The organism is Lysobacter changpingensis, assembly GCF_017308985.1.
GTDB lineage: Bacteria > Pseudomonadota > Gammaproteobacteria > Xanthomonadales > Xanthomonadaceae > Lysobacter_J > Lysobacter_J changpingensis.
The window spans coordinates 43486-62884 of record NZ_JADWPE010000005.1; the positions used below are offsets into that span (position 1 = coordinate 43486).

The 19399-nt window shown below is 68.7% G+C and carries 17 protein-coding genes and 1 other RNA gene; 16 read left to right on the top strand and 2 right to left on the bottom strand.

Annotation, left to right across the window (positions count from 1 at the left end; all coding sequences use genetic code 11):
* Positions 1–59: 59 nt before the first annotated feature.
* The 8 genes from rph (at position 60) to I4U41_RS13980 (ending at position 8268) form a co-directional block, all read left to right on the top strand.
* Positions 60–824 carry a ribonuclease PH gene (gene rph, locus I4U41_RS13945; protein WP_206861782.1) on the top strand — a complete coding sequence of 255 codons (765 nt, stop codon included), beginning with the start codon at positions 60–62 and terminating at the stop codon, positions 822–824.
* 8 nt (positions 825–832) lie between these two features.
* The gene (locus I4U41_RS13950; RefSeq protein WP_206861783.1) at positions 833–1222 is read left to right on the top strand and encodes a VOC family protein; all 390 of its coding nucleotides are present in this window, start codon (positions 833–835) and stop codon (positions 1220–1222) included.
* Positions 1219–1818 (top strand): RdgB/HAM1 family non-canonical purine NTP pyrophosphatase, encoded by a 600-nt coding sequence (gene rdgB / locus I4U41_RS13955; RefSeq protein WP_206861784.1) that lies wholly within the window; start codon positions 1219–1221, stop codon positions 1816–1818. The genes I4U41_RS13950 and rdgB overlap by 4 nt, the downstream gene beginning before the upstream one ends.
* 121 nt (positions 1819–1939) lie before the next feature.
* Entirely contained in the window at positions 1940–3151 is a 1212-nt protein-coding gene (gene hemW / locus I4U41_RS13960; RefSeq protein ID WP_206861785.1) for a radical SAM family heme chaperone HemW, read from the top strand.
* Positions 3152–3318: 167 nt separating this feature from the next.
* Positions 3319–5565, top strand: coding sequence for a DUF1631 domain-containing protein (locus I4U41_RS13965; RefSeq protein WP_255542088.1), 2247 nt, complete (start codon positions 3319–3321; stop codon positions 5563–5565).
* Positions 5566–5576: 11 nt separating this feature from the next.
* Complete coding sequence (locus tag I4U41_RS13970) at positions 5577–5927, top strand: PilZ domain-containing protein (protein WP_206861787.1); 351 nt, start codon at positions 5577–5579, stop codon at positions 5925–5927.
* 181 nt (positions 5928–6108) lie between these two features.
* Positions 6109–7431: a Xaa-Pro dipeptidase gene (gene pepQ / locus I4U41_RS13975; RefSeq protein WP_206861788.1), complete on the top strand. Its 1323-nt coding sequence runs from the start codon at positions 6109–6111 to the stop codon at positions 7429–7431.
* Positions 7432–7863: 432 nt separating this feature from the next.
* On the top strand, positions 7864–8268 hold the full coding sequence (locus I4U41_RS13980) for a putative quinol monooxygenase (RefSeq protein ID WP_206861789.1): 405 nt from the start codon (positions 7864–7866) through the stop codon (positions 8266–8268).
* 15 nt (positions 8269–8283) lie between these two features.
* Here the strand turns inward: I4U41_RS13980 and I4U41_RS13985 are convergent, their stop codons facing one another.
* Together I4U41_RS13985 and I4U41_RS13990 are read right to left on the bottom strand one after the other, a co-directional pair.
* Positions 8284–9612 carry an aminopeptidase P N-terminal domain-containing protein gene (locus tag I4U41_RS13985; protein ID WP_206861790.1) on the bottom strand — a complete coding sequence of 443 codons (1329 nt, stop codon included), beginning with the start codon at positions 9610–9612 and terminating at the stop codon, positions 8284–8286.
* Positions 9613–9734: 122 nt separating this feature from the next.
* Positions 9735–10274: a UPF0149 family protein gene (locus tag I4U41_RS13990; protein ID WP_206861801.1), complete on the bottom strand. Its 540-nt coding sequence runs from the start codon at positions 10272–10274 to the stop codon at positions 9735–9737.
* 183 nt (positions 10275–10457) lie between these two features.
* Between I4U41_RS13990 and I4U41_RS13995 the strand changes: the two genes are divergently transcribed.
* The 8 genes from I4U41_RS13995 (at position 10458) to I4U41_RS14030 (ending at position 19365) form a co-directional block, all read left to right on the top strand.
* Positions 10458–14972, top strand: a complete 4515-nt coding sequence (locus I4U41_RS13995) for an EAL domain-containing protein (protein ID WP_206861791.1) — start codon at positions 10458–10460, stop codon at positions 14970–14972.
* Positions 14973–15046: 74 nt separating this feature from the next.
* Positions 15047–15268, top strand: a complete 222-nt coding sequence (locus I4U41_RS14000; protein ID WP_206861792.1) for a TIGR02449 family protein — start codon at positions 15047–15049, stop codon at positions 15266–15268.
* Positions 15269–15275: 7 nt separating this feature from the next.
* Positions 15276–15575 carry a cell division protein ZapA gene (locus I4U41_RS14005; protein WP_206861793.1) on the top strand — a complete coding sequence of 100 codons (300 nt, stop codon included), beginning with the start codon at positions 15276–15278 and terminating at the stop codon, positions 15573–15575.
* A gap of 100 nt (positions 15576–15675) precedes the next feature.
* Positions 15676–15862, top strand: a non-coding RNA gene (ssrS, locus tag I4U41_RS14010) — 6S RNA.
* A gap of 158 nt (positions 15863–16020) precedes the next feature.
* Positions 16021–16608 carry a 5-formyltetrahydrofolate cyclo-ligase gene (locus I4U41_RS14015; protein WP_206861794.1) on the top strand — a complete coding sequence of 196 codons (588 nt, stop codon included), beginning with the start codon at positions 16021–16023 and terminating at the stop codon, positions 16606–16608.
* Positions 16605–17075, top strand: coding sequence for an EVE domain-containing protein (locus I4U41_RS14020; protein WP_206861795.1), 471 nt, complete (start codon positions 16605–16607; stop codon positions 17073–17075). The genes I4U41_RS14015 and I4U41_RS14020 overlap by 4 nt, the downstream gene beginning before the upstream one ends.
* Before the next feature lie 49 nt (positions 17076–17124).
* Positions 17125–17787, top strand: a complete 663-nt coding sequence (gene rpiA / locus I4U41_RS14025; protein ID WP_206861796.1) for a ribose-5-phosphate isomerase RpiA — start codon at positions 17125–17127, stop codon at positions 17785–17787.
* 111 nt (positions 17788–17898) lie between these two features.
* On the top strand, positions 17899–19365 hold the full coding sequence (locus I4U41_RS14030) for a DNA polymerase Y family protein (protein WP_206861797.1): 1467 nt from the start codon (positions 17899–17901) through the stop codon (positions 19363–19365).
* The last annotated feature ends 34 nt before the right edge of the window (positions 19366–19399 follow it).

Genomic DNA, 19399 nt, shown 5'->3' on the forward strand with positions numbered 1-19399 from the left:
CCGGGAGCGAATGGTAAACTCGCGCGCCCCCGAACGGTATAAACCAAGGTATTCAGGCCATGTCCGGCACGCCCGTCGCCCCTTCCGCCGGCCTCCCGGCCTCCGTCGCGCGCCCCAGCGGCCGCGCGCCCGCGCAGATGCGCGAGGTCCGCATCGAACGCGGCTACACCCGCCACGCCGAGGGTTCGGTGCTGGTGAGCTTCGGCGAAACCCGCGTGCTGTGCACCGCGAGCGTGGAGAACAAGGCGCCGCCGTTCCTGCGCGGCAAGGGTGAAGGCTGGGTCACGGCGGAGTACGGCATGCTCCCGCGCGCCACGCATTCGCGCTCCGACCGCGAGGCCGCGCGCGGCAAGCAGGGCGGACGCACGCTGGAAATCCAGCGCCTGATCGGCCGTTCGCTGCGCGCCTGCATCGATCGCAAGGTGCTGGGCGAACGTACCATCACCCTGGATTGCGACGTCCTGCAGGCCGACGGCGGCACGCGCACCGCTGCCATCACCGGCGCCTACGTCGCACTGGTCGATGCGGTGCAGTGGCTGCTCAAGCGCCGCGAGATCGCGCGCGATCCGATCTTCGGCGCGGTCGCGGCGGTGTCCGTCGGCATCTATCGCGGCGTGCCGGTGCTGGATCTGGATTACGCCGAGGACAGCGCCTGCGACACCGACATGAACGTCGTGATGAACGATGGCGGCGGCTTCATCGAATTGCAGGGCACCGCCGAAGGCCACGCGTTCCGTCGCGAAGAGCTCGATGCGCTGACCTCGCTGGCGGAAGTCGGCATCGCCGAACTGATCGCGAAGCAGCGCGAAGCGCTGGGACGCTGATTCCGGCCATGCAGACACACATCGGCTGTTTCGCGCTGGTCGTGGCCGATTACGACGAGGCCATCGACTTCTACGTGCGCAAGCTCGGCTTCGAACTGCGGCAGGACACCGACCTGGGCGGCGGCAAGCGGTGGGTGCTCGTCGCCCCGCGCGGCGCGCAGACGGCGATCCTGCTCGCGCGGGCGGTGGACGACGAACAGCGCGCGGCGATCGGCCGCCAGACCGGCGGGCGCGTGGGCTTTTTCCTGCATACCGACGATTTCGCGCGCGATCACGCCTCGATGCTCGCGCACGGCGTGCGCTTCCTCGAAGAACCGCGTCACGAGCCATACGGCACCGTCGCGGTGTTCGAGGACCTGCACGGCAACCGATGGGACCTGCTGGAGCGCTCGGCATGAGTGCGAACGAACGCTGGGTCATCGCCAGCAGCAACCAGGGCAAGCTGCGCGAGATCCGCGAACTGCTCGGCGGCACCGGCATCGAGATCGTCACGCAGGGCGAGCTCGGCGTGGCCGACGCCGACGAGACCGGCCTGACCTTCGTCGAGAACGCATTGCTGAAGGCACGCAAGGCGGCGCGCGAAACCGGGCTGCCGGCGCTGGGCGACGATTCGGGCCTGTGCGTGGATGCGCTCGGCGGTGCGCCGGGGCTGTACTCGGCGCGCTACGCCGGCAAGCACGGCCATCCGGAAGCGAACATCGACAAGCTGCTGCACGCGCTGCGCGACGTGCCCGATGCGCAGCGCACCGCGCATTTCTATGCGGTGATCGTGCTGCTGCGTCACGCCGAGGACCCGCAGCCGATCATCGCCGAAGGCCTCTGGCGCGGCCGTGTGCTGCACGAGCGCCGCGGTGCGGGCGGCTTCGGCTACGACCCGGTGTTCCTCGACGAGGAACAGGGCATGTCGGCGGCGGAGCTCGATGCGGAGCTGAAGAATCGCATCAGCCATCGCGGGCTGGCGCTGGCGGAGTTGAAGCGGCGGCTTTCGCCGTAAGCCTCTCTTCCTGGACACGCCATCGGCCTGTATCCCGGCCCCCGCCGGGAGACGTTCCCCTCCGGGATGAGGGTTCCTGGACATGACGAATCCCTAAGCACGCCGGGATCAGAATCACCCCATGCTCACCACGCCACCTCTGTCGCTCTACGTCCACCTGCCCTGGTGCGTACGCAAGTGCCCGTACTGCGATTTCAATTCGCATGAGGGACGCGGGCCGCTGCCGTTCGACGCCTATGTGGACGCGCTGCTGGCCGACCTCGACTTCGACCTGCCGCTGGTCTGGGGCCGAACGATCCATTCGGTGTTCTTCGGCGGTGGGACGCCGAGCCTGTTCCCCCCGGAGTTCATCGACCGCTTCCTGCAGGGCGCGAGCAGCCGGCTGCGTTTCGCGCCGGGGTGCGAGATCACGCTGGAGACCAACCCAGGCACCGCCGAGCACGGCCGCTTCGAGCTTTACCGCGCCGCCGGCGTGAATCGTCTGAGCTTCGGCGTGCAGAGCTTCGACGATGAATGTCTCAAGCGCCTGGGGCGCATCCACGACAGCGGCGAGGCGGACGCGGCGGTGAAGCTCGCGCAGGACGCGGGCTTCGACAATTTCAACCTCGACCTGATGTACGCCCTGCCCGGCCAGACGCTGGCGATGGCCGAACGCGACCTCGAACGCGCCTTCGCGTTGCAGCCGACGCACGTCAGCCATTACCAGCTCACGCTCGAACCCAACACCGTGTTCGCCGCGAGGCCGCCGCGCGACATCCCCGACGACGACGCCAGCTGGGACATGCAGGAGCATTGCCAGGCGATGCTCGCACAGGCCGGCTATGCGCAGTACGAGGTCAGCGCCTACGCGCGGTCCGGCCGGCAGTGCCTGCACAACCTCAACTACTGGCAGTACGGCGACTACCTGGGCATCGGTGCCGGCGCGCACGGGAAGATCACGCTGGGCGCCGAGCAGGACATCCTGCGCCGCTGGAAGATCAAGCATCCCACGCGCTATCTCGCGGCGGCGGGGCATGCGGAGGCGATCGGCGGCGACGACCGCATCGCGCCGGCGCGCCGTCCGTTCGAATACATGCTCAACGCGTTGCGGCTGGTGGACGGCTTCCCGCTGGACGCGTTCGAAGCGCGCACCGGCCTGCCGCGGGCGAGCATCGCCGGCGCGCTCGACCAGGCCGAGGCGCAGGGCTGGTTGTCGATCGAGGACGGCCGCGTGCGTCCGACCGAACTCGGCCGCCGCTTCACCAACGACGTGATCGAACTCTTCCTCGAAGGCGACGGCGACCACGAAACGCCCGCGCTGCCGCATGAGGTCGCCGGTTACACGGTCGGGTGACGGCGCGTTGTCCGGTGGACACGCCGGGTCCGCGAGCCGCGCTGGCCGCTGTTTAGGTCCCACGACGTTTCATCGAGTGGTCGCCCCCTGAGGGACCGCCTGAGCGACAAGGCTGGCGGGGCACGGATGGGCCGATGCATGATCGTCCGATCTGAGACGGTGATCCCATGTCCGCCACATTCGAACCCCTAGGCAGTTCGATACCCCGTCCTACCCTGGCGTCGGCCGCGCTTCCGCCGCGCGTACGACGCGTGCTCGAACATCTCTACGCGCTGGTGTCCGACGAAATGTCGCGCCAGCTGGAAGCGATGCTCGGCGAATTCGAGCAGCAGCTGTTCAAGCATGCGGACCTGGCGCGCAATCCGGCGCAGCAGGCCGGCCATCTGGAAACCCTCCGCACCACGCGCCTCAACCGCGCCGACCTGGTGCCGCGGTTCCTCGCGCTGGTGGAAGGCGAGCTGACGACGATCCGCGAACCGCTCGGCGCGCCCGCCGAAAGCGATGCCGCGGTGCCCGCGTTCCGCGACCTCAAGCTGGTCGAGCATGGCGAGGTGGACGAGGCGCTGGTGCTGCGCTCGATCGCCTCGCGGCAGGAATCGCGCGCGGGATTGCCGCTGCTGCTGCTCGGCCAGCGCTTCGGCGTGCTCGCGGGGCAGCCGGCGTTCGATGCAGAACGCCTGCCGGTCGGGCCCTACGCGCTGGGCAGGATCCTGTCGGAAGCCGCGCACGCGCTGCAGATCAGCGCCGAGGCGCGCATGCACCTGTACAAGGTGTTCGACCACCAGGTGATGACCGGCTACGCGCAACTGGTGGAAACCATGAACGCCCTGCTCGCGCGCGAGAACGTGCTGCCGAGCCTGTCGTTCGTGCCGATCCGCCCGCGCTCGCCGCAGCGCCAGGAGGGCCAGCGCCGCATCGTCGAGGCCGCCGATCCCACGCCGCCGAAGCAGCGGCCGATGACGGCATGGCCGGGCCAGCTCGACGGGAACGCCACCGCGACCCCGGCGGACGAGGAAACCTTCGCGCTGCTGCAGCACCTGCTGTCCGCACGGCGCGAACTGACCAGCCGCCTGCGCACCAGCGACGGTCCTGCCGCGCGACCGACCCTGACCCGCGACGAACTGGTCAAGGCGCTGTCCACGTTGCAGGGCGTGCCGCAGCACCAGTCGAAGCCGCGCAACCTCACCGACGTGCGCCAGACGCTGCTCGCGCAGGCGCGCCAGCAGCGTGGCGAGGCGGCGTTCCTCTCGCGCGACGACGCCGACACCTTCGAACTGCTGGACCTGTTCTACACCGAGATCGGCCGCGAACTGCGCACCGATGCGGCGGTGTCCAGCCTGCTCAACCGGCTGCAGGTGCCGCTGGTCCGGCTCGCGTTGCAGGATCGCGGCTTCTTCGTGCGCAACGAACATCCCGCCCGCCAGCTGCTCAACGCCGTGGCCGAAGCCGGCGCGCACTGGGTGCCGAAGGACGAGAGCGATCCGCACCTCAACGACCAGCTGCGCCGCGCGGTCGATCACGTCGTGGACAACTACGACGGCGACACCGGCGTGTTCGAGAACGCGAATCGCCAGTTGCAGGAGCACCTGCGTTCGATGGCGCGCAAGGCCGAAGTCGCCGAGCGGCGGCACGTCGAGGCCGCGCGCGGCAAGGAGAAACTCGTGCTGGCCAAGCGCCAGGCGGGCGCGGCGATCGACGAGGTGGTCGGCGAACACAAGCTGCCGCGCTTCGTGCAGACGCTGCTCAGCCAGGCGTGGACCGACGTGCTGACGCTCACGCTGCTGCGCAGCGGCGAGGATTCGGAAGACTGGCAGCGGCAGCTCGAGGCGACGCGCGAGATCGTCGCCGCCAATGCGGCGGGACAGCGCGGCCAGGTCTCCGGTGCGCTGGGCGAGGACATCGAGGCCGCGCTCACCCAGGTCGGCTACCACGTCGAGGATGCGGGCGCGATCTCGCGCCAGCTCGTCACCGGCACCGCCGCCAACGACGATGCGGCATCGCGGACTGAGCTCGCGCTCAAGCTGAAGGCGCGCACGCGCCTGGGCAGCGACGATGCGGACGCGCTGGCACCGAAGACGCCCGAGCGCTCGCCGAAGGAACAGGAATGCTGGCGCCATCTGCGCACATTGCCGTTCGGTACGTGGTTCGAATTCGACATCGGCGATGCGGGCGAGGTCGTGCGCCGCCGGCTGTCGTGGTTCAGCCCGGTGACCGACAACGCGCTGTTCGTGAACCATCGCGGCCAGCGCGTGAGCGAGCAGTCGCTGGACAGCCTCGCGCGCCAGGTCGCCGCGGGCCGCGCGCGCGTGGTCACCGAGGAAAAGAGCCGGCTGGTGGATCGCGCCTGGAGCGCCGTGATGGGCGCGCTGGGCCAGCTGGTCGGGCACAACAACCACTCCGAAGCGCACGCCTGAAGGATGCACGCATGATGGAAGAGTTCCGCCGCGCCCGCCGCCGTGCGATCCAGGAACCGGTGCAGGTGGTCGACACCATGACCGACACGGTGATCGGCCAGCTCAGCAACCTCTCGGAAACCGGGATGCTGCTGATCGCCACCACGCCGCTGGTCGAGGACGGCCTGTATCAATTGCGCTTCAACCTGCGCGGCGCGCCGCACCAGTCCTCGCCGATCGAGGTCGGCGCGCACCTGCTGTGGCAGGACAGCACCAGCACGCCGGGGCAGACGTGGTCGGGCTTCCGCTTCATCACGATGCTGGAGAGTGAGCTGCAGCAGTTGCGGCATTGGCTGGAGTCGGGGAACGGGCGGCCGATGTAGAGCCGGGGAACAACAAACGAGAAACCAGGCACGAGAAGCGGGAAAAGCAGCGACTTTGCCGTTTCTCGGTTTTCGTTCCTCTCTCGTTCCTGTTCCGCGTTCCTCCCCCTGTTTCTGAATCGGGCAACGCGGCCGGCATGCGGCACAATAAGACGGTTTCCCGCCTCCGAATGCCTCCGCAATGAGCCAAGTCGCCGCGCTGTACCCGAACCACATCGCCGAACTTCACCGCCGCACCGAGCAGGCCCTGGCCCGCGGCGGCTTCGAACACCTCGTGATCCCCAGCGGCACCGCGCACTACCAGGTGTTCGACGACCGCGACTACCCCTACGCGGTGAACCCGCAGTTCAAGGCCTGGCTGCCGCTGACGCGCGCGCCCGGCAGCTGGCTGGTCACCACGCCGGGGCAGAAGCCGAAGCTGATCTTCCTGCAGCCGTTCGACTACTGGCACGTCGTGCCGTCGGCGCCGAGCGGCTACTGGGTCGAGCATTTCGACATCGTGATCATCCGCAAGCCCGAGGAAGCGCTGCAGCACCTGCCGGCGAATCCGGCGCGTTGCGCGATCCTGGGTGAGGCGCAGAGCGCGGTCGGCAACTTCGTGCCGAACAATCCTGCGCCGGTGGTCAACTACCTGGAATACCACCGCGCGTTCAAGACGCCGTACGAAGTGGAGATGATGCGACTGGCCTCGCGCCGCGGCGTGCGCGCGCATCGCGCGGCGGAGCGCGCGTTCCGTGCCGGTGCGAGCGAGTTCGGCATCCACCTGGTGTATTGCCAGGCCGCCGGACAGGACGCCAACGACCTGCCGTACAACAACATCATCGCGATCAACGAACATGGCGCGGTGCTGCACTACACCGATCGCGACCTCGTCGCGCCGCAGACGCCGCGCAGCTTCCTCATCGATGCCGGCGCCGCGCACGACGGTTACGCCTGCGACATCACGCGCACCTACGCGCACGATGCGGGCAGCGAATTCCAGGCGATGATCGACGCGGTCGACGCGGCGCAGCTGAAGATGTGCGACCAGGTGCGTCCGGGCGTGGACTACAAGCAGATCCACCTGGACGCGCACCTCGCGCTCGCGGGCGTGCTGAAGGACTTCGGCGTGATCAACGTCTCGCCGGAAGCCGCCGTCGCCACCGGCGTGAGCAGCGCGTTCTTTCCGCACGGCATCGGCCACGGCATCGGCCTGCAGGTGCACGACGTCGCCGGCTTCGCGGCGAGCGACGAAGGCGGCACGATCGCAAAGCCCGACGGCCACCCGTACCTGCGCCTCACGCGCGTGCTCGAGCCGGGCATGGTGGTGACGATCGAGCCGGGCCTGTACTTCATCGACATGCTGCTGGACGAGGTGAGGAAGAACGGTCACGCCGACAGCGTCGACTGGGCGCGCGTGGACGCGTTCAGGCCCTACGGCGGCATCCGCATCGAGGACGACGTGGTGTGCACGGGCGAGGCGCCGATCAATCTGACGCGTGACGCGTTCGCCGACGCAGGCTGATTCGCCGTCGCCTGCCGTCGTGGCCCGGGTATGGCCGAAGGCCGCACCCGGGATGTGGCGTTGCTGGTTGCCAGGTACTGCGGCGTCCCCCGGGTGCGCTCCGCTTACCCGGGCTACAAAGGCTGATCACCTGCCGTTTGAGCGCGGGTAAGGCCGCAGGCCGCACCCGGGGAGGCGGTGGTGACGTTCTCGAATCCTGCGGCGTTCCCCGGGTGCGCTTCGCTTACCGGGGCTACAAAAGCTGATCACCTGCCGTTGTAGCCCGGGTAAGGCCGCAGGCCGCACCCGGGGAGGCGGTGGTGACGTTATCGAATCCTGCGGCGTTCCCGGGTGCGCTCCGCTTGCCCGGGCTACAGAAGCGGGCCCGGCGTTTGCGTCGGCGCGACACGCACGTGGTTAGCATCGGCTTGGGCCATCGCCAGGGACGCCGCCATGCCGCTCGATCGCCGCCATTTCATCACCAGCGCCGCGCAGGGCGCGCTGTCCTTCGTACTGCCGGGCAGCGTCGCGGCGCAGGCGTTGTCCACGAAGGAGTCCTCCATGCACGGACTCATCGGCCGGATGATGGCCGCACCCGGCCAGCGCGATGCGCTGATCGAGATCCTGCTCGACGGCATCCACGACATGCCCGGTTGCCTGAGTTACATCGTCGCGCGCGACACCAGCCACGAGGACGCGATCTGGATCACCGAGGTCTGGGACAGCGAGGCGAGCCATAAGGCGTCGCTTTCGCGACCGGCGGTGAAGGCGGCGATCGAAAAGGCCAAGCTACTGATCGCCGGGTTCGGCGATTACATCCAGACCGCGCCGGCGGGCGGACACGGCCTGTCGAAGTAACCTCGGTTCCGGAACTCAGGCGCGCGAAGCCATCAACGCCTCGATCTCATCCGCGCTGCGCGCCAGCGCGTTGGTGAGCACCTGCGGTTCGTCGTTGGTGACCAGCACGTCGTCCTCGGTGCGGATGCCGATGCCGCGCCACTTCGCATCCACCGTGGTGTCGTCGGGCGAGATGTAGACGCCCGGCTCGATGGTGAACACCATGCCCGGCTCGAGCAGGCGCGATTCCCCATCGAGGCGGTATTCGCCGACGTCGTGCACGTCGAGGCCGAGCCAGTGCCCGGTCTTGTGTCGATAGAAGCGGCGGTAGCTGCCGTCGGCGAGGTTCTTCTCGAGCTTGCCCTTGAGCAGGCCGAGCCGCAGCAATCCTTCGGTCAGCGTTTCCACCGCGGCGACATGACCCGCTTCGTACGCAATGCCCGCACACGCCTGCGCGAGCGCCGCCGCCTGCGCTTCGCCCACGAGATCGTGCAGTGCGCGCTGTTCCTTCGTGAAGCGGCCATTGACCGGGAAGGTGCGCGTGATGTCGGCCGCATAGCCGCGATACTCGGCGCCGGCGTCGATCAGCACCAGGTCGCCGTCCTTCGCCTGCGCCGCGTTCGCGCGGTAATGCAGCACGCACGCATTGCTGCCCGCGCCGACGATGCTGCTGTACGCGGGATCGGCGTCGTGCGAGCGGAACACGCGTTCGACTTCCGCCTGCAACTGGTATTCGTGGATGCCGGGACGCGCGGCGTGCATCGCCGCCTCATGCGCGAGCACGCTGATGTCGGCGGCGCGCTGCATCAGGCGCAGTTCGTCGCGGTCCTTGAACAGGCGCAGCTCGTCGAGCAGATGGCCCAGTTCCAGGAATTCGTGCGGCGGCTGCGCGCCCTGCCGCACCATCGCGCGAACACGGTTGAGCCAGCCGATGAGCTTGAGATCGAATTCCTGGTCGCGGCCGAAGTGGTAGTACACGCGCGAACGGCCTTCGAGCAGGCCGGGCAGGATGTCGTCCAGATCGGTGATCGGATACGCGTCGTCGAGACCGAACGCCTCCACCGCGCCTTCCGGGCCGAAGCGCGGGCCGTCCCAGCCTTCGCGCTCGGGATCGCGCTCGCGGCAGAACAGGATCACCTCGCCGTGCTTGCGGCCGGGCACCAGCACGAGCACCGCTTCGGGCTCGGGGAAACCGGTGAGGTACAGCAGGTCCGAATCCTGGCGGTACGGATAGTGCGTGTCGCGGCTGCGGATGCGCTCCGGCGCCGACGGCAGGATCGCGATGGCGTCGTCGCCGGCCATGCGCATGAGCTGCCTGCGGCGCTTCGCGTAGGCCTTGTCGGGGATGCGGAGGGGTTTGTGCATGTCGTCGAACCGTGATTCGTGATTCGTGCAACGTGATTCGAACGCGACAGGATCAGGTCCGTGATCCAGAACGAGGTGGCATCCGCCTTCTCGAATCACGAATCACAAATCACGAACCGGCGTCAGTTCAACTTCTGCCGATGCTGCGCTGCCAGCACGCAGTCGCCGTGCAGCAGCAGCACGGCCACGCGCACGAATTCCTCGATTTCGACCAGCGCTTCCTCGTCTTCCTCGTCGCCGTCGCTCTGCGGCTGCGCGGCGGCGAGCTTGGCGAGGTCGCCGAGGGCTTCGGCGCCTTCGTCCGACAGCTTCGGACGCGAACCGGCCGCGAGGCCGAAGCCGCCGAGGAAACCGCGGCACCACTCGAACAGTGCGCCGCTGCGCTCGGCGAGCGAGGCGTCGCCTTCGGGCAGCAGCAGGGCGAAGTCGAAGCTGCGGTCGGCCAGTTGCGCGGCGCTCGCCAGGCGCAGTTCGTCCAGCGCGCCGCCGGTCGCGGGCGCGGGCAGCGCGTCGTCGGCCAGCACTTTCGCCGGCCATTCGCGCAGCGACGGGCCGCCGCCGGCCAGCCAGCCGCACAGGCCGCCATGCAGTTCATAGGGCGAAGCGGCGAGCGCCAACTGGCGGCTCTCGGCCTCGATCGCGGACACGTCGGGCAGTTCGATGTCGGACACGAAGGGCGTGAAGGGCGTGAAAGCGGGGGACGGCGCGCAGTGTAGCAATCCGGTGGTTGTTGCCGGCGCGAACGCCTGCCTACACTGCACGCAGCAACGCTGGAGTCGTTGCCGGGGGTGTTCGTGTTCCGCCAGACCTTCTTGCCAGCCGCCCGGTTCGCCGGCGCGGTGCTCGTGATCGCTGCAGCCCTGGCCGGGACGGCCGGAGCGGCCACGCGTGACTTCTACTTCGACCGCCCCGGCAGCGACCGCGGACTGGTCCAGAACACCGTCACCGCGTTCGCGCAGGACACGCAGGGGTACGTCTGGGTCGCCACCCAGGGCGGCCTGCACCGTTACGACGGGCAGCGCTACCTGCCTTACCGCCACAACCCGCGCGACGCCGCCAGCCTGCCAGACAGCCACATCACGGCGCTGGCGATGGACGGCGACCGCGCGCTCTGGGTCGGCACGTATTCCGAATACCTGAGCCGGCTGGATCTCGCCGATGGGCGGATCCGCCGCTTCGCCGCTTCGGGCTCCGCGCATCCGCACCGCCAGGTGATGGCCGTGCTGCCGCATCGCGGGCAGGTCTGGGTGGGCACGATGGCGGGACTGGAGCACCTCGATCCGGTCACCGGCAAGCGCCAGACGATGCTGGCGCTGGAGACGCAGACGATCGGCCGCGCGAGCCCCCAGAGCCTGCTCGCCTCGCGCGATGGCGTGGCATGGTGGGGCGGCCCGCTGGGGCTGTACCGGCTCGATGGCAGCCTGCCCGAGCGCATCGGCCCGGACGTACCGGTCACCGCGCTGTTCCAGGACGCCGCCGGCCAGCTGTGGCTGGGCCGCCGCGACGGCCTGTTCCGCCTGCACAGCAACGGGCGCGAACTCGTGCGTGCCTGGCCGCAGCAGCCGCTGTCCGACGACGCGGCGCCGGCGGTGCGCGCGATCGTGCAGGCGCCGGATCGCCAGTTGTGGTTTTCCGTGTACGGCTACGGCCTGCGCCGGCTCGATCCGGCCAGCGGTCGCGTCGAGGAAGTGCGCGAGGAACCCGGCATCGATGCTAGCCTGCCGGACGATTCGATCAACGCGCTGATGATCGACCGCGGCGGCATGCTGTGGATCGGCGGCCAGTTCCGCGGCGTCGCGGTCGCCGATCCGCGCGGCACGCGCTTCCGCTACGTGTTCAACATGGAGCATCCGCGTCGACCCGACAGCCCGGCGTCGGCCGACAGCATCCGCTCCATCGTGCAGGGCCAGGACGGTGCGCTGTGGCTGGGCACCGACAACGCGCGGCTGTTCCGCTACGTGCTGGCCGACGACCGGTTCGAAGACCTGAGCGCGATCCTCGCCGATCGCGGACGGACGCCGCACGTCACCGGCTTCGCGCCGGCCAGTCCGGACGACCTGTGGGTCGCCTCGGACGCGGGCCTGTACCGGCTGGATCCGCAGCGTCGCACCGCGCAGCCGCAGCCGGTGCCGGAACTCGGCCGCACGCCGCTGCGCACGCTCGCGACCGGGCGCGACGGCACGCTGTGGATCGGTACTCACGGCTACGGCGTGTACCGCTACCGGCCGACCACCGGCGAGCTCACCCATTACGCGTATCGAGAGAACGACCCCAGCGGGCTGAGCTATCCGGTCGTGCACGCGATCGTCGAGGACCGCCACGGCCACGTCTGGTTCGGCACCGGCGACGGACTCGACGTACTCGATCCGAAGACCGGGCGCCTGCGTCACTTCCGCCATTCCAACCGCGATCCGCACAGCCTTCCCGGCAATCGCGTGCGTGCGCTGCACGTCGCGCATGACGGCTCGCTGTGGGTCGGCACGCACGCCGGGCTGAGCCGCATCGTCGAAGAGAAGGACGGCGGCATCCACTTCGCCCATCCGCTCACCGGCACGCTCAGCAGCGATCTGGTACCGGTGGTGTTCGCCATCGCCGAAGCGCCGGCCGGACGCCTGTGGCTGAGCACGCAGGCGGGCATCATCAGCTACGACATCCGCGACGAACGCACGCGCAGCTACGGTCTCGCCGATGGCCTGCAGGACCTGGAATTCCACGGTGGCTCCGTCGCGCAGCTGGGCGACGGACGCATCGCCTTCGGCGGCGTGCGCGGACTGAACCTGTTCGATCCGCGGCGCATGCACGAGTCCGGCTACACCGCACCGCTGCGCCTGCTCGGCGCGTGGGTGGGCAACCAGGCCAAGGCCGATCCGCGCTCGCTGTGGCAGGCGCCGAATCTCGAACTCGACGAAGGCGACGGCCTGCTGCGCCTGCGCATCGGCGCGCTCGATTTCGCCCCGACCGCCGCCACGCGCTACCGCTACCGGATGGACGGTTTCGATCGCGAGTGGATCGACAACGGCACCGCGCAGGACGTGACGTACTCGCGCCTGCCGAACGGGCGTTACACCTTCCTCGTGCAGGCCACCAACCGTCACGGCGCGTGGAACGAGGCAACGCTGGAAATCCCCGTGCACGTCGCGCCGCCGCTGTGGCGGCATCCGCTGGTGATCGCGGCCGGCGTGCTGGCGTTGTTCGGCCTGGTCGGCGCACTGACGTGGCGTCGCATGCAGGATCGTCGTCGCGAACGCGGCTACTTCGCCCAGATCCGCGAACGCGACGAACGCCTGAAGCTCGCGCTGTGGGCGTCCGGCGAGCAGTTCTGGGATTACGACCTGGAACGCCGCGTGCTGCGCCGCACGCGCGCCGACGACCAGGCCGGCCTGACCACGGACCTGGGCGTGCAGACGCTGGTGGACGCGAACCTCCAGATCCATCCCGACGACCTGCCGCGCGCCATCGCCTCGCTGCGCCGGCACCTGCGCGGCGAAACGCCGCTGTACGTGTCCGAACACCGCGTGCGCGAGGTCGACGGCAAGTGGGTGTGGATGCGTGCGCGCGGTCGCGTGGTCGAACGCGACGCCACCGGCCGTGCGCTGCGCGTGGCCGGCACGGCGCGCGACATCACCGCCAACCGCAGCGCCGAGCGCGACCGTCGCGTCGCCGGCCAGGTGCTCAACAGCATGATGGAAGCGGTGGCGGTGTTCGACCAGGAATTCCGCTTCGTCTCGGTCAATCCTGCCTTCACCCGCATGACCGGCTACACCGATGCGGAAGTGATCGGCCGGCCGACGCGGCTGCTCGACAGCGACCAGCACGACCCGGCGTTCTACCAGCACGTGCGCGGCGAACTGCGCCGCAACGGGCGCTGGTCCGGCGAGATCTGGCAGCAGCGCAAGAACGGCGACGAATTCCTGTGCTGGTTCCAGGGCAGCGAAGTGCTCGACGCGGGCGGCCAGCACGGGCATTACGTCGCGGTGCTGGGCGATATCACCGACCAGAAGCGCGCCGAGCAGGAACTTCGCTATCTCGCCAACTACGACACGCTCACCAGCCTGCCGAACCGCGCTTTGCTGTCGGAGCGGCTGTCGCGCGCGATCGTGAAGGCGCGTCGCGGCAACACGCGCATCGCGATGCTGTTCCTCGACCTGGACCGGTTCAAGGACATCAACGATTCGCTCGGCCACGCCGCCGGCGACCGCATCCTGCGCGCGGCGGCGCATCGCCTGCAGCAGGCGGTCGGATCGCAGCACACCGTCGCGCGCCTGGGCGGCGACGAGTTCACGGTGCTGCTGGAGAACCTCGAAACCATCGAGCACGCCGAGCAGGTCGCGCGCGACGTGCTGGCGGCGTTCGAGGCGCCGCTCGACATCGACCAGCGCCACGACGTGGTGATTTCGCCGTCGATCGGCATCAGCCTGTATCCCGACCACGCGCTGGTGCCGACGGACCTGCTCAAGCACGCCGACACTGCGATGTACCAGGCCAAGGCCGCGGGACGCCGCACGTTCATGCGCTACACCGAGGCGATGGACGTGGAGATCCGCGGGCGCGCGACGATTTCCGCCGCGCTGCGCGGCGTGCTCGATCGCAACGAACTGCGGCTCGTCTTCCAGCCCAAGCTGTCGCTGGATCATTCGCGCATCACCGGCGTGGAAGCGCTGCTGCGCTGGACGAGCCCGGAACTGGGCGACATCTCGCCGGCCCAGTTCATTCCGCTCGCGGAGGAAAGCGGACTCATCCTCGACATCGGCGAATGGGCGCTGCGCGAGGCGTGCAGCGTGCTCAAGGGCTGGCGCATGAAGGGCCTGGACCAGCTGACGATGGCGGTGAACGTCTCGTCGCTGCAGCTGCTGCGCGGCAACCTGCCCAAGCAGGTCGCGCGTGCGCTGGTCGAAAGCGGCGTGCCACCGGAAATGCTGCAGCTGGAGCTGACCGAGAGCGTGATCATGGCCAACGCCGGGCAGACCTCGGCGACGCTGGATGCGTTGCGCTCGCTCGGCGTGGGCCTGGCGATCGACGACTTCGGTACCGGCTATTCGTCGCTGGCGTACCTGAAGCGCCTGCCGATCCACACGCTGAAGATCGACAAGGAATTCATCGGTGACCTCACCCGCGACGCCGACGACGAGGCCATCACGACCACGGTGATCGCGATGGCGCATTCGCTGGGCCTGACGGTCATCGCCGAAGGCGTGGAAACCGAGGCGCAGATGCAATTCCTGCGCGGTCGCGGCTGCGACGAGATCCAGGGGTACTGGCTGGCACGCCCGCTGGAGGCAGCCAGCTGCCTGTCCTTCATCCGCGCCTGGACGCCGCATTCGGTGCCGGTCGGCGGCGGGACCGTGGGCACGGTCTCCTGACGGGCGTGAACAGGCTCGCAGCCCTCGCCAGCCGCGCCCTTGACCCGTCACCGCGCCCTGCTATCGTGCCCGGCATGGAACAGGCCCATCTCCTCGCACAAATGCAGTCGCTGGCCGACCGTGTCGAGCAGTTGGCCGAACGCGCGCGCCGCCTCGCCGAGGAGAACCGCAGCCTGCGCCAGCAACAGGAACAGCTGATGGGCGAACGCTCCGCCCTGCTCGCCAAGAACGAACAGGCGCGCACGCGGGTCGAGGCGATGATCGCGCGGCTGAAATCGCTGGAACAGCACACGTGAGATCGCAATGACCAGCGAAGTCGTCAGCATCCGTCTGCTCGATCGCGAATACACCGTCGGTTGCGAGCCCGGCGAACGCGACAGCCTGCAGGCCGCCGCGAAACTGCTCGACGGGAAGATGCGGGAAATCCGCGGCAACAACCGCATGGCGGCGCTCGATCGCGTCGCCGTGCTCGCGGCGCTGAACCTCGCGCACGACCTGCAGCAGATGCGCGACGAACTGGCCACGCGCGACCGCGAACTCGAACGCACGCTCAACACGCTGCACCGCCGCCTCGACGATCTGTTCGACGCGCCGGCGCGCTGAACGACGCTGAATTGGCGGCGTTCCCGCCGCACTGAATCGTTCCGCGACGGCACCGACGAGCGGGCCCGCAGGCACGGCCTGGCGCGCTATACTTTCGCCACGTCCTCTGCTGTGCGCGACAGCGTGCGCAAACATTCGCCTTGTCCCTTAATGACGACCACGGGGGCGCGGCGGAAGCCCGGAGTGCAGGTCCGCCCCGTAGCGGGAAGCCCGAAGGCATCCAAGCGTCCCCACTTGAACCCCGGGTTCAAGGTCGTTTCGCAAGCATCGCCATTGGCGGAGGACTTCCATTTCACGGTCGCGGCAGAAATGCCGCACCACGGTTCGGGCGCGGATTCGCGCCCGAATTTCTATGGTAACGGCGTGGACCCACGCCCGAATCCTTTGCCTCCCCGTTCGATTCCACCGGCGACATGAGCCGCCGCACCACAGGATCCCGCGCTGCATGAGGGTCGATCGCACGGCGCTGCGCCGCGAACTCCGCAACCGCCGCCGCGGACTGGCCGCCGGCGATCGCATCGCCGCCGCCGAACGCCTCGCCGAACGCCTGCTCGCGCTGCCCTTCGCGCCGACGTCCGGCTATGTCGCCGGTTACTGGGCGATGGATGGGGAGATCGCCCTGCACGTATGGCAGCTGCGCCTGCCGCGCGCATGCGTCTATTGCCTGCCGGTCCTCGAGGAGGACGGCCGGCTGCGCTTCGCGCCGTGGCGTCCGGGCGATGCGCTGGTCAGCAATCGCCACGGCATTCCGGAACCCGACATCGCATCGACCTCGCTGCTCGAGCCGGAGCAGATGAGCCTCGTCGTCGCACCGCTGGTGGGCTTCGACGAGCGCGGCCACCGGCTCGGCATGGGAGGCGGCTGGTACGACCGCAGCTTCGCCTTCCGCCACCAGCTCGCCGCGCCGCCGTGGCTGGTCGGAGCCGCCTTCGACGTGCAACGTGTCGACGCGCTCGATCGCGCGGACTGGGATGTCGCCCTCGACGCGGTGTGCACCGAATCGACCACGCTCGACTGCAGGAGTCCCGAATGAGCGCCCGTCGCCGCTACTGGCTGATGAAGTCCGAACCGGACACCTTCTCGATCGACGACCTCGAACGCGTCCGCACCGAACCCTGGAACGGTGTGCGCAACTACCAGGCGCGCAACTTCATGCGCGATGGCATGCAGGTCGGCGACGGCGTGCTGTTCTACCACTCCAACACCGACGTGCCCGGCATCGTGGGCACCGCGACGGTGGCGAGCAAGGCGTATCCGGACGAGACGCAGTTCGATCCCAAGTCGGACTACTACGACCCGAAGAGTTCACGCGAGGAGCCGCGCTGGTTCCTCGTCGACGTCGCCTTCGATCGCAAGCTCAAACGCACCATTACGCTCGACGAACTCAAGCAGCACGCCGACAGGCTCGGCGAGGACTTCGCGCTGATCCGCCGCGGCAATCGCCTGTCGGTGCTGCCGGTGTCGGCGGCGCAGTGGAAGTACCTGTTGTCGCTCGAGTGACGTCGCACGCGTCGCGCATTCCGAATTTCCACTCACCACGTAGCCCACAATGAGCGAAACCAAGCGCCTGGCCGGCGAGAAAGCCATCGAGTACGTCGAGGACGGCATGATCGTCGGCGTCGGTACCGGTTCCACCGTCGCCTACTTCATCGACGCGCTCGCGCGCATGAAGGACCGCATCAAGGGCGCGGTGTCGAGCTCCGAGCAAAGCACCGCGCGCTTGCGGCAGCATGGCATCGAGGTGCTGGATCTCAATGCTACGGGGCCGCTTTCGCTCTACGTCGACGGTGCGGACGAATGCGATCCGCACAAGCGGCTGATCAAGGGCGGCGGCGCGGCGCTCACGCGCGAGAAGATCATCGCCGAGGCCAGCCAGACCTTCGTATGCATCGTCGACCCGAGCAAGCGTGTCGACGTGCTGGGCCGGTTCCCGCTGCCGGTCGAGGTGATCCCGATGGCGCGCAGCCTGGTCGCGCGCGAGATACAGGCGATGACCCGTGCCCAGCCGGTGTGGCGCCAGACCGCCGACGGCGCCGGCGTCGTGACCGACAACGGCAACGTGCTCCTGGACATCCACGGGCTGTCCATCGTCGATCCGGTCGGCCTGGAGCAGGCGATCAACCAGATCCCGGGCGTGGTGAGCGTCGGGCTGTTCGCGCGTCGTCCGGCGGACGTGGTGATCGTGGGCGGCGAGCCGCCGATCGTTCTGTAATCCCGTTGGCCGGTCTCGCGGATTGAGACCGGCCGGGTCGACAATTCGATCGCATGCGCGCCGGCGACGCCGGCGCGCCAGACTTCCCTCCGGTGCGATCGCCGGTACGCCATGACCCTGCGCTGCCTCTTCGTCGACTTCAACTCGTACTTCGCTTCGGTCGAACAGTACGACGACCCGGCGCTGCTCGGACGGCCGGTCGCCGTCGTGCCGGTTATGTCCGCGACGACGTGTGCGATCGCCGCGAGCTACGAGGCCAAGGCGTTCGGCGTGAAGACCGGAACGCCGGTCTGGGAAGCGCTGGTGCTGTGCCCGGACCTGGTGCTACGCGAGGCGCGGCCGGCCCGCTACATCGCCCTGCACCATCGGCTGATGGCGGCGATCGAGGACTGCATTCCGCACGGCAAGGCGGAGTCGATCGACGAAGTACCGTGCTGGCTGATCGGCCGCGAACGCGAGCGCGCCAACGCCGAGGCGATCGCGCTTCGCATCAAGCAGCGGCTGGTCGACGAGGGCTTCAGCCCGGCGATCCGCTGCTCGATCGGCATCGCACCGAACCGCTTCCTGGCGAAGACGGCGTCGGACATGCGCAAGCCGGACGGGCTGACGGTGCTGGAGCAATCCGATCTCCCGGATTCGCTGCATTCGTTGGAATTGCGGGATTTCTGCGGGATCGGGCCGGCGGTGGAGCAACGCCTGCTGCGCGCGGGCATCCATACGTCGGAGCAGCTCTGCGCGGCGTCCCGATCGCAGTTGCGCGCCGCCTGTGGCAGCATCGAAGGCGAGCGCTACTGGTTGCAACTGCGTGGCCATGAATTGCCGGGCCGCGCCGAGCGCCGCGCCTCGCTGGGTCATTCGCACGTACTCGGCCCCGAACTGCGCACCTTCGAAGGCGCGCGCGCCGTGTTGTTCAAGCTTCTCGCCAAGGCCGCGATGCGGTTGCGGCATGAGCGCCACCTCGCGGGTGGTTTGGCGATCCGCATGCGCTTCGTCGGATTGGACAAGCGATTCGAACGCGACCTGACGTTTGCCCCGCTCGACGATACGCCGACGTTGCTGCGGCTGCTGGGCGATGAGCTCGCAGCGTTGGAGAGCGCCATCCAGCGCCGGCGCTGGAACGTGAAGCGGCATCCACCGCTGTCCGTCGCCGTGACGCTTACCCAACTCGAGCCGGTGGGCAGCATCACGCAGGAACTCATGGCCTCGCGCGGGCGCGCGAAAGCGATCAGCGCGACGCTCGATTCGATCAACCGTCGTTATGGCAACAACGCGCTCTACTTCGGCGCCATGCAGGAAGCGCTGGAGCAGGACGCCGCTCCGATGCGCATTCCGTTCGCGACGATTCCCGAGGTGGGGCTGGAAGAAGACGTCGGCGCGCGCAAGCCTGCCGATACCGCCGAGGAGCTTTGGCTCGAGCGCGAGCGCCAGTTCAAGGTGATGGCCGAAGAGGCGCACCGGAAAGCACGGGAACACCCGGAGCGGGTTCGGGCTGCCGCAAAGCCATTCGGAGTGGGTGGCTGGGTGCGAAATCCAGCAGCCGAGCCGGAGGCGCCCGGAACTACGGGATCGCTGTTCTAGGCCGTGAAAAGCGCCACTGGGCAGGCTCGAGTTT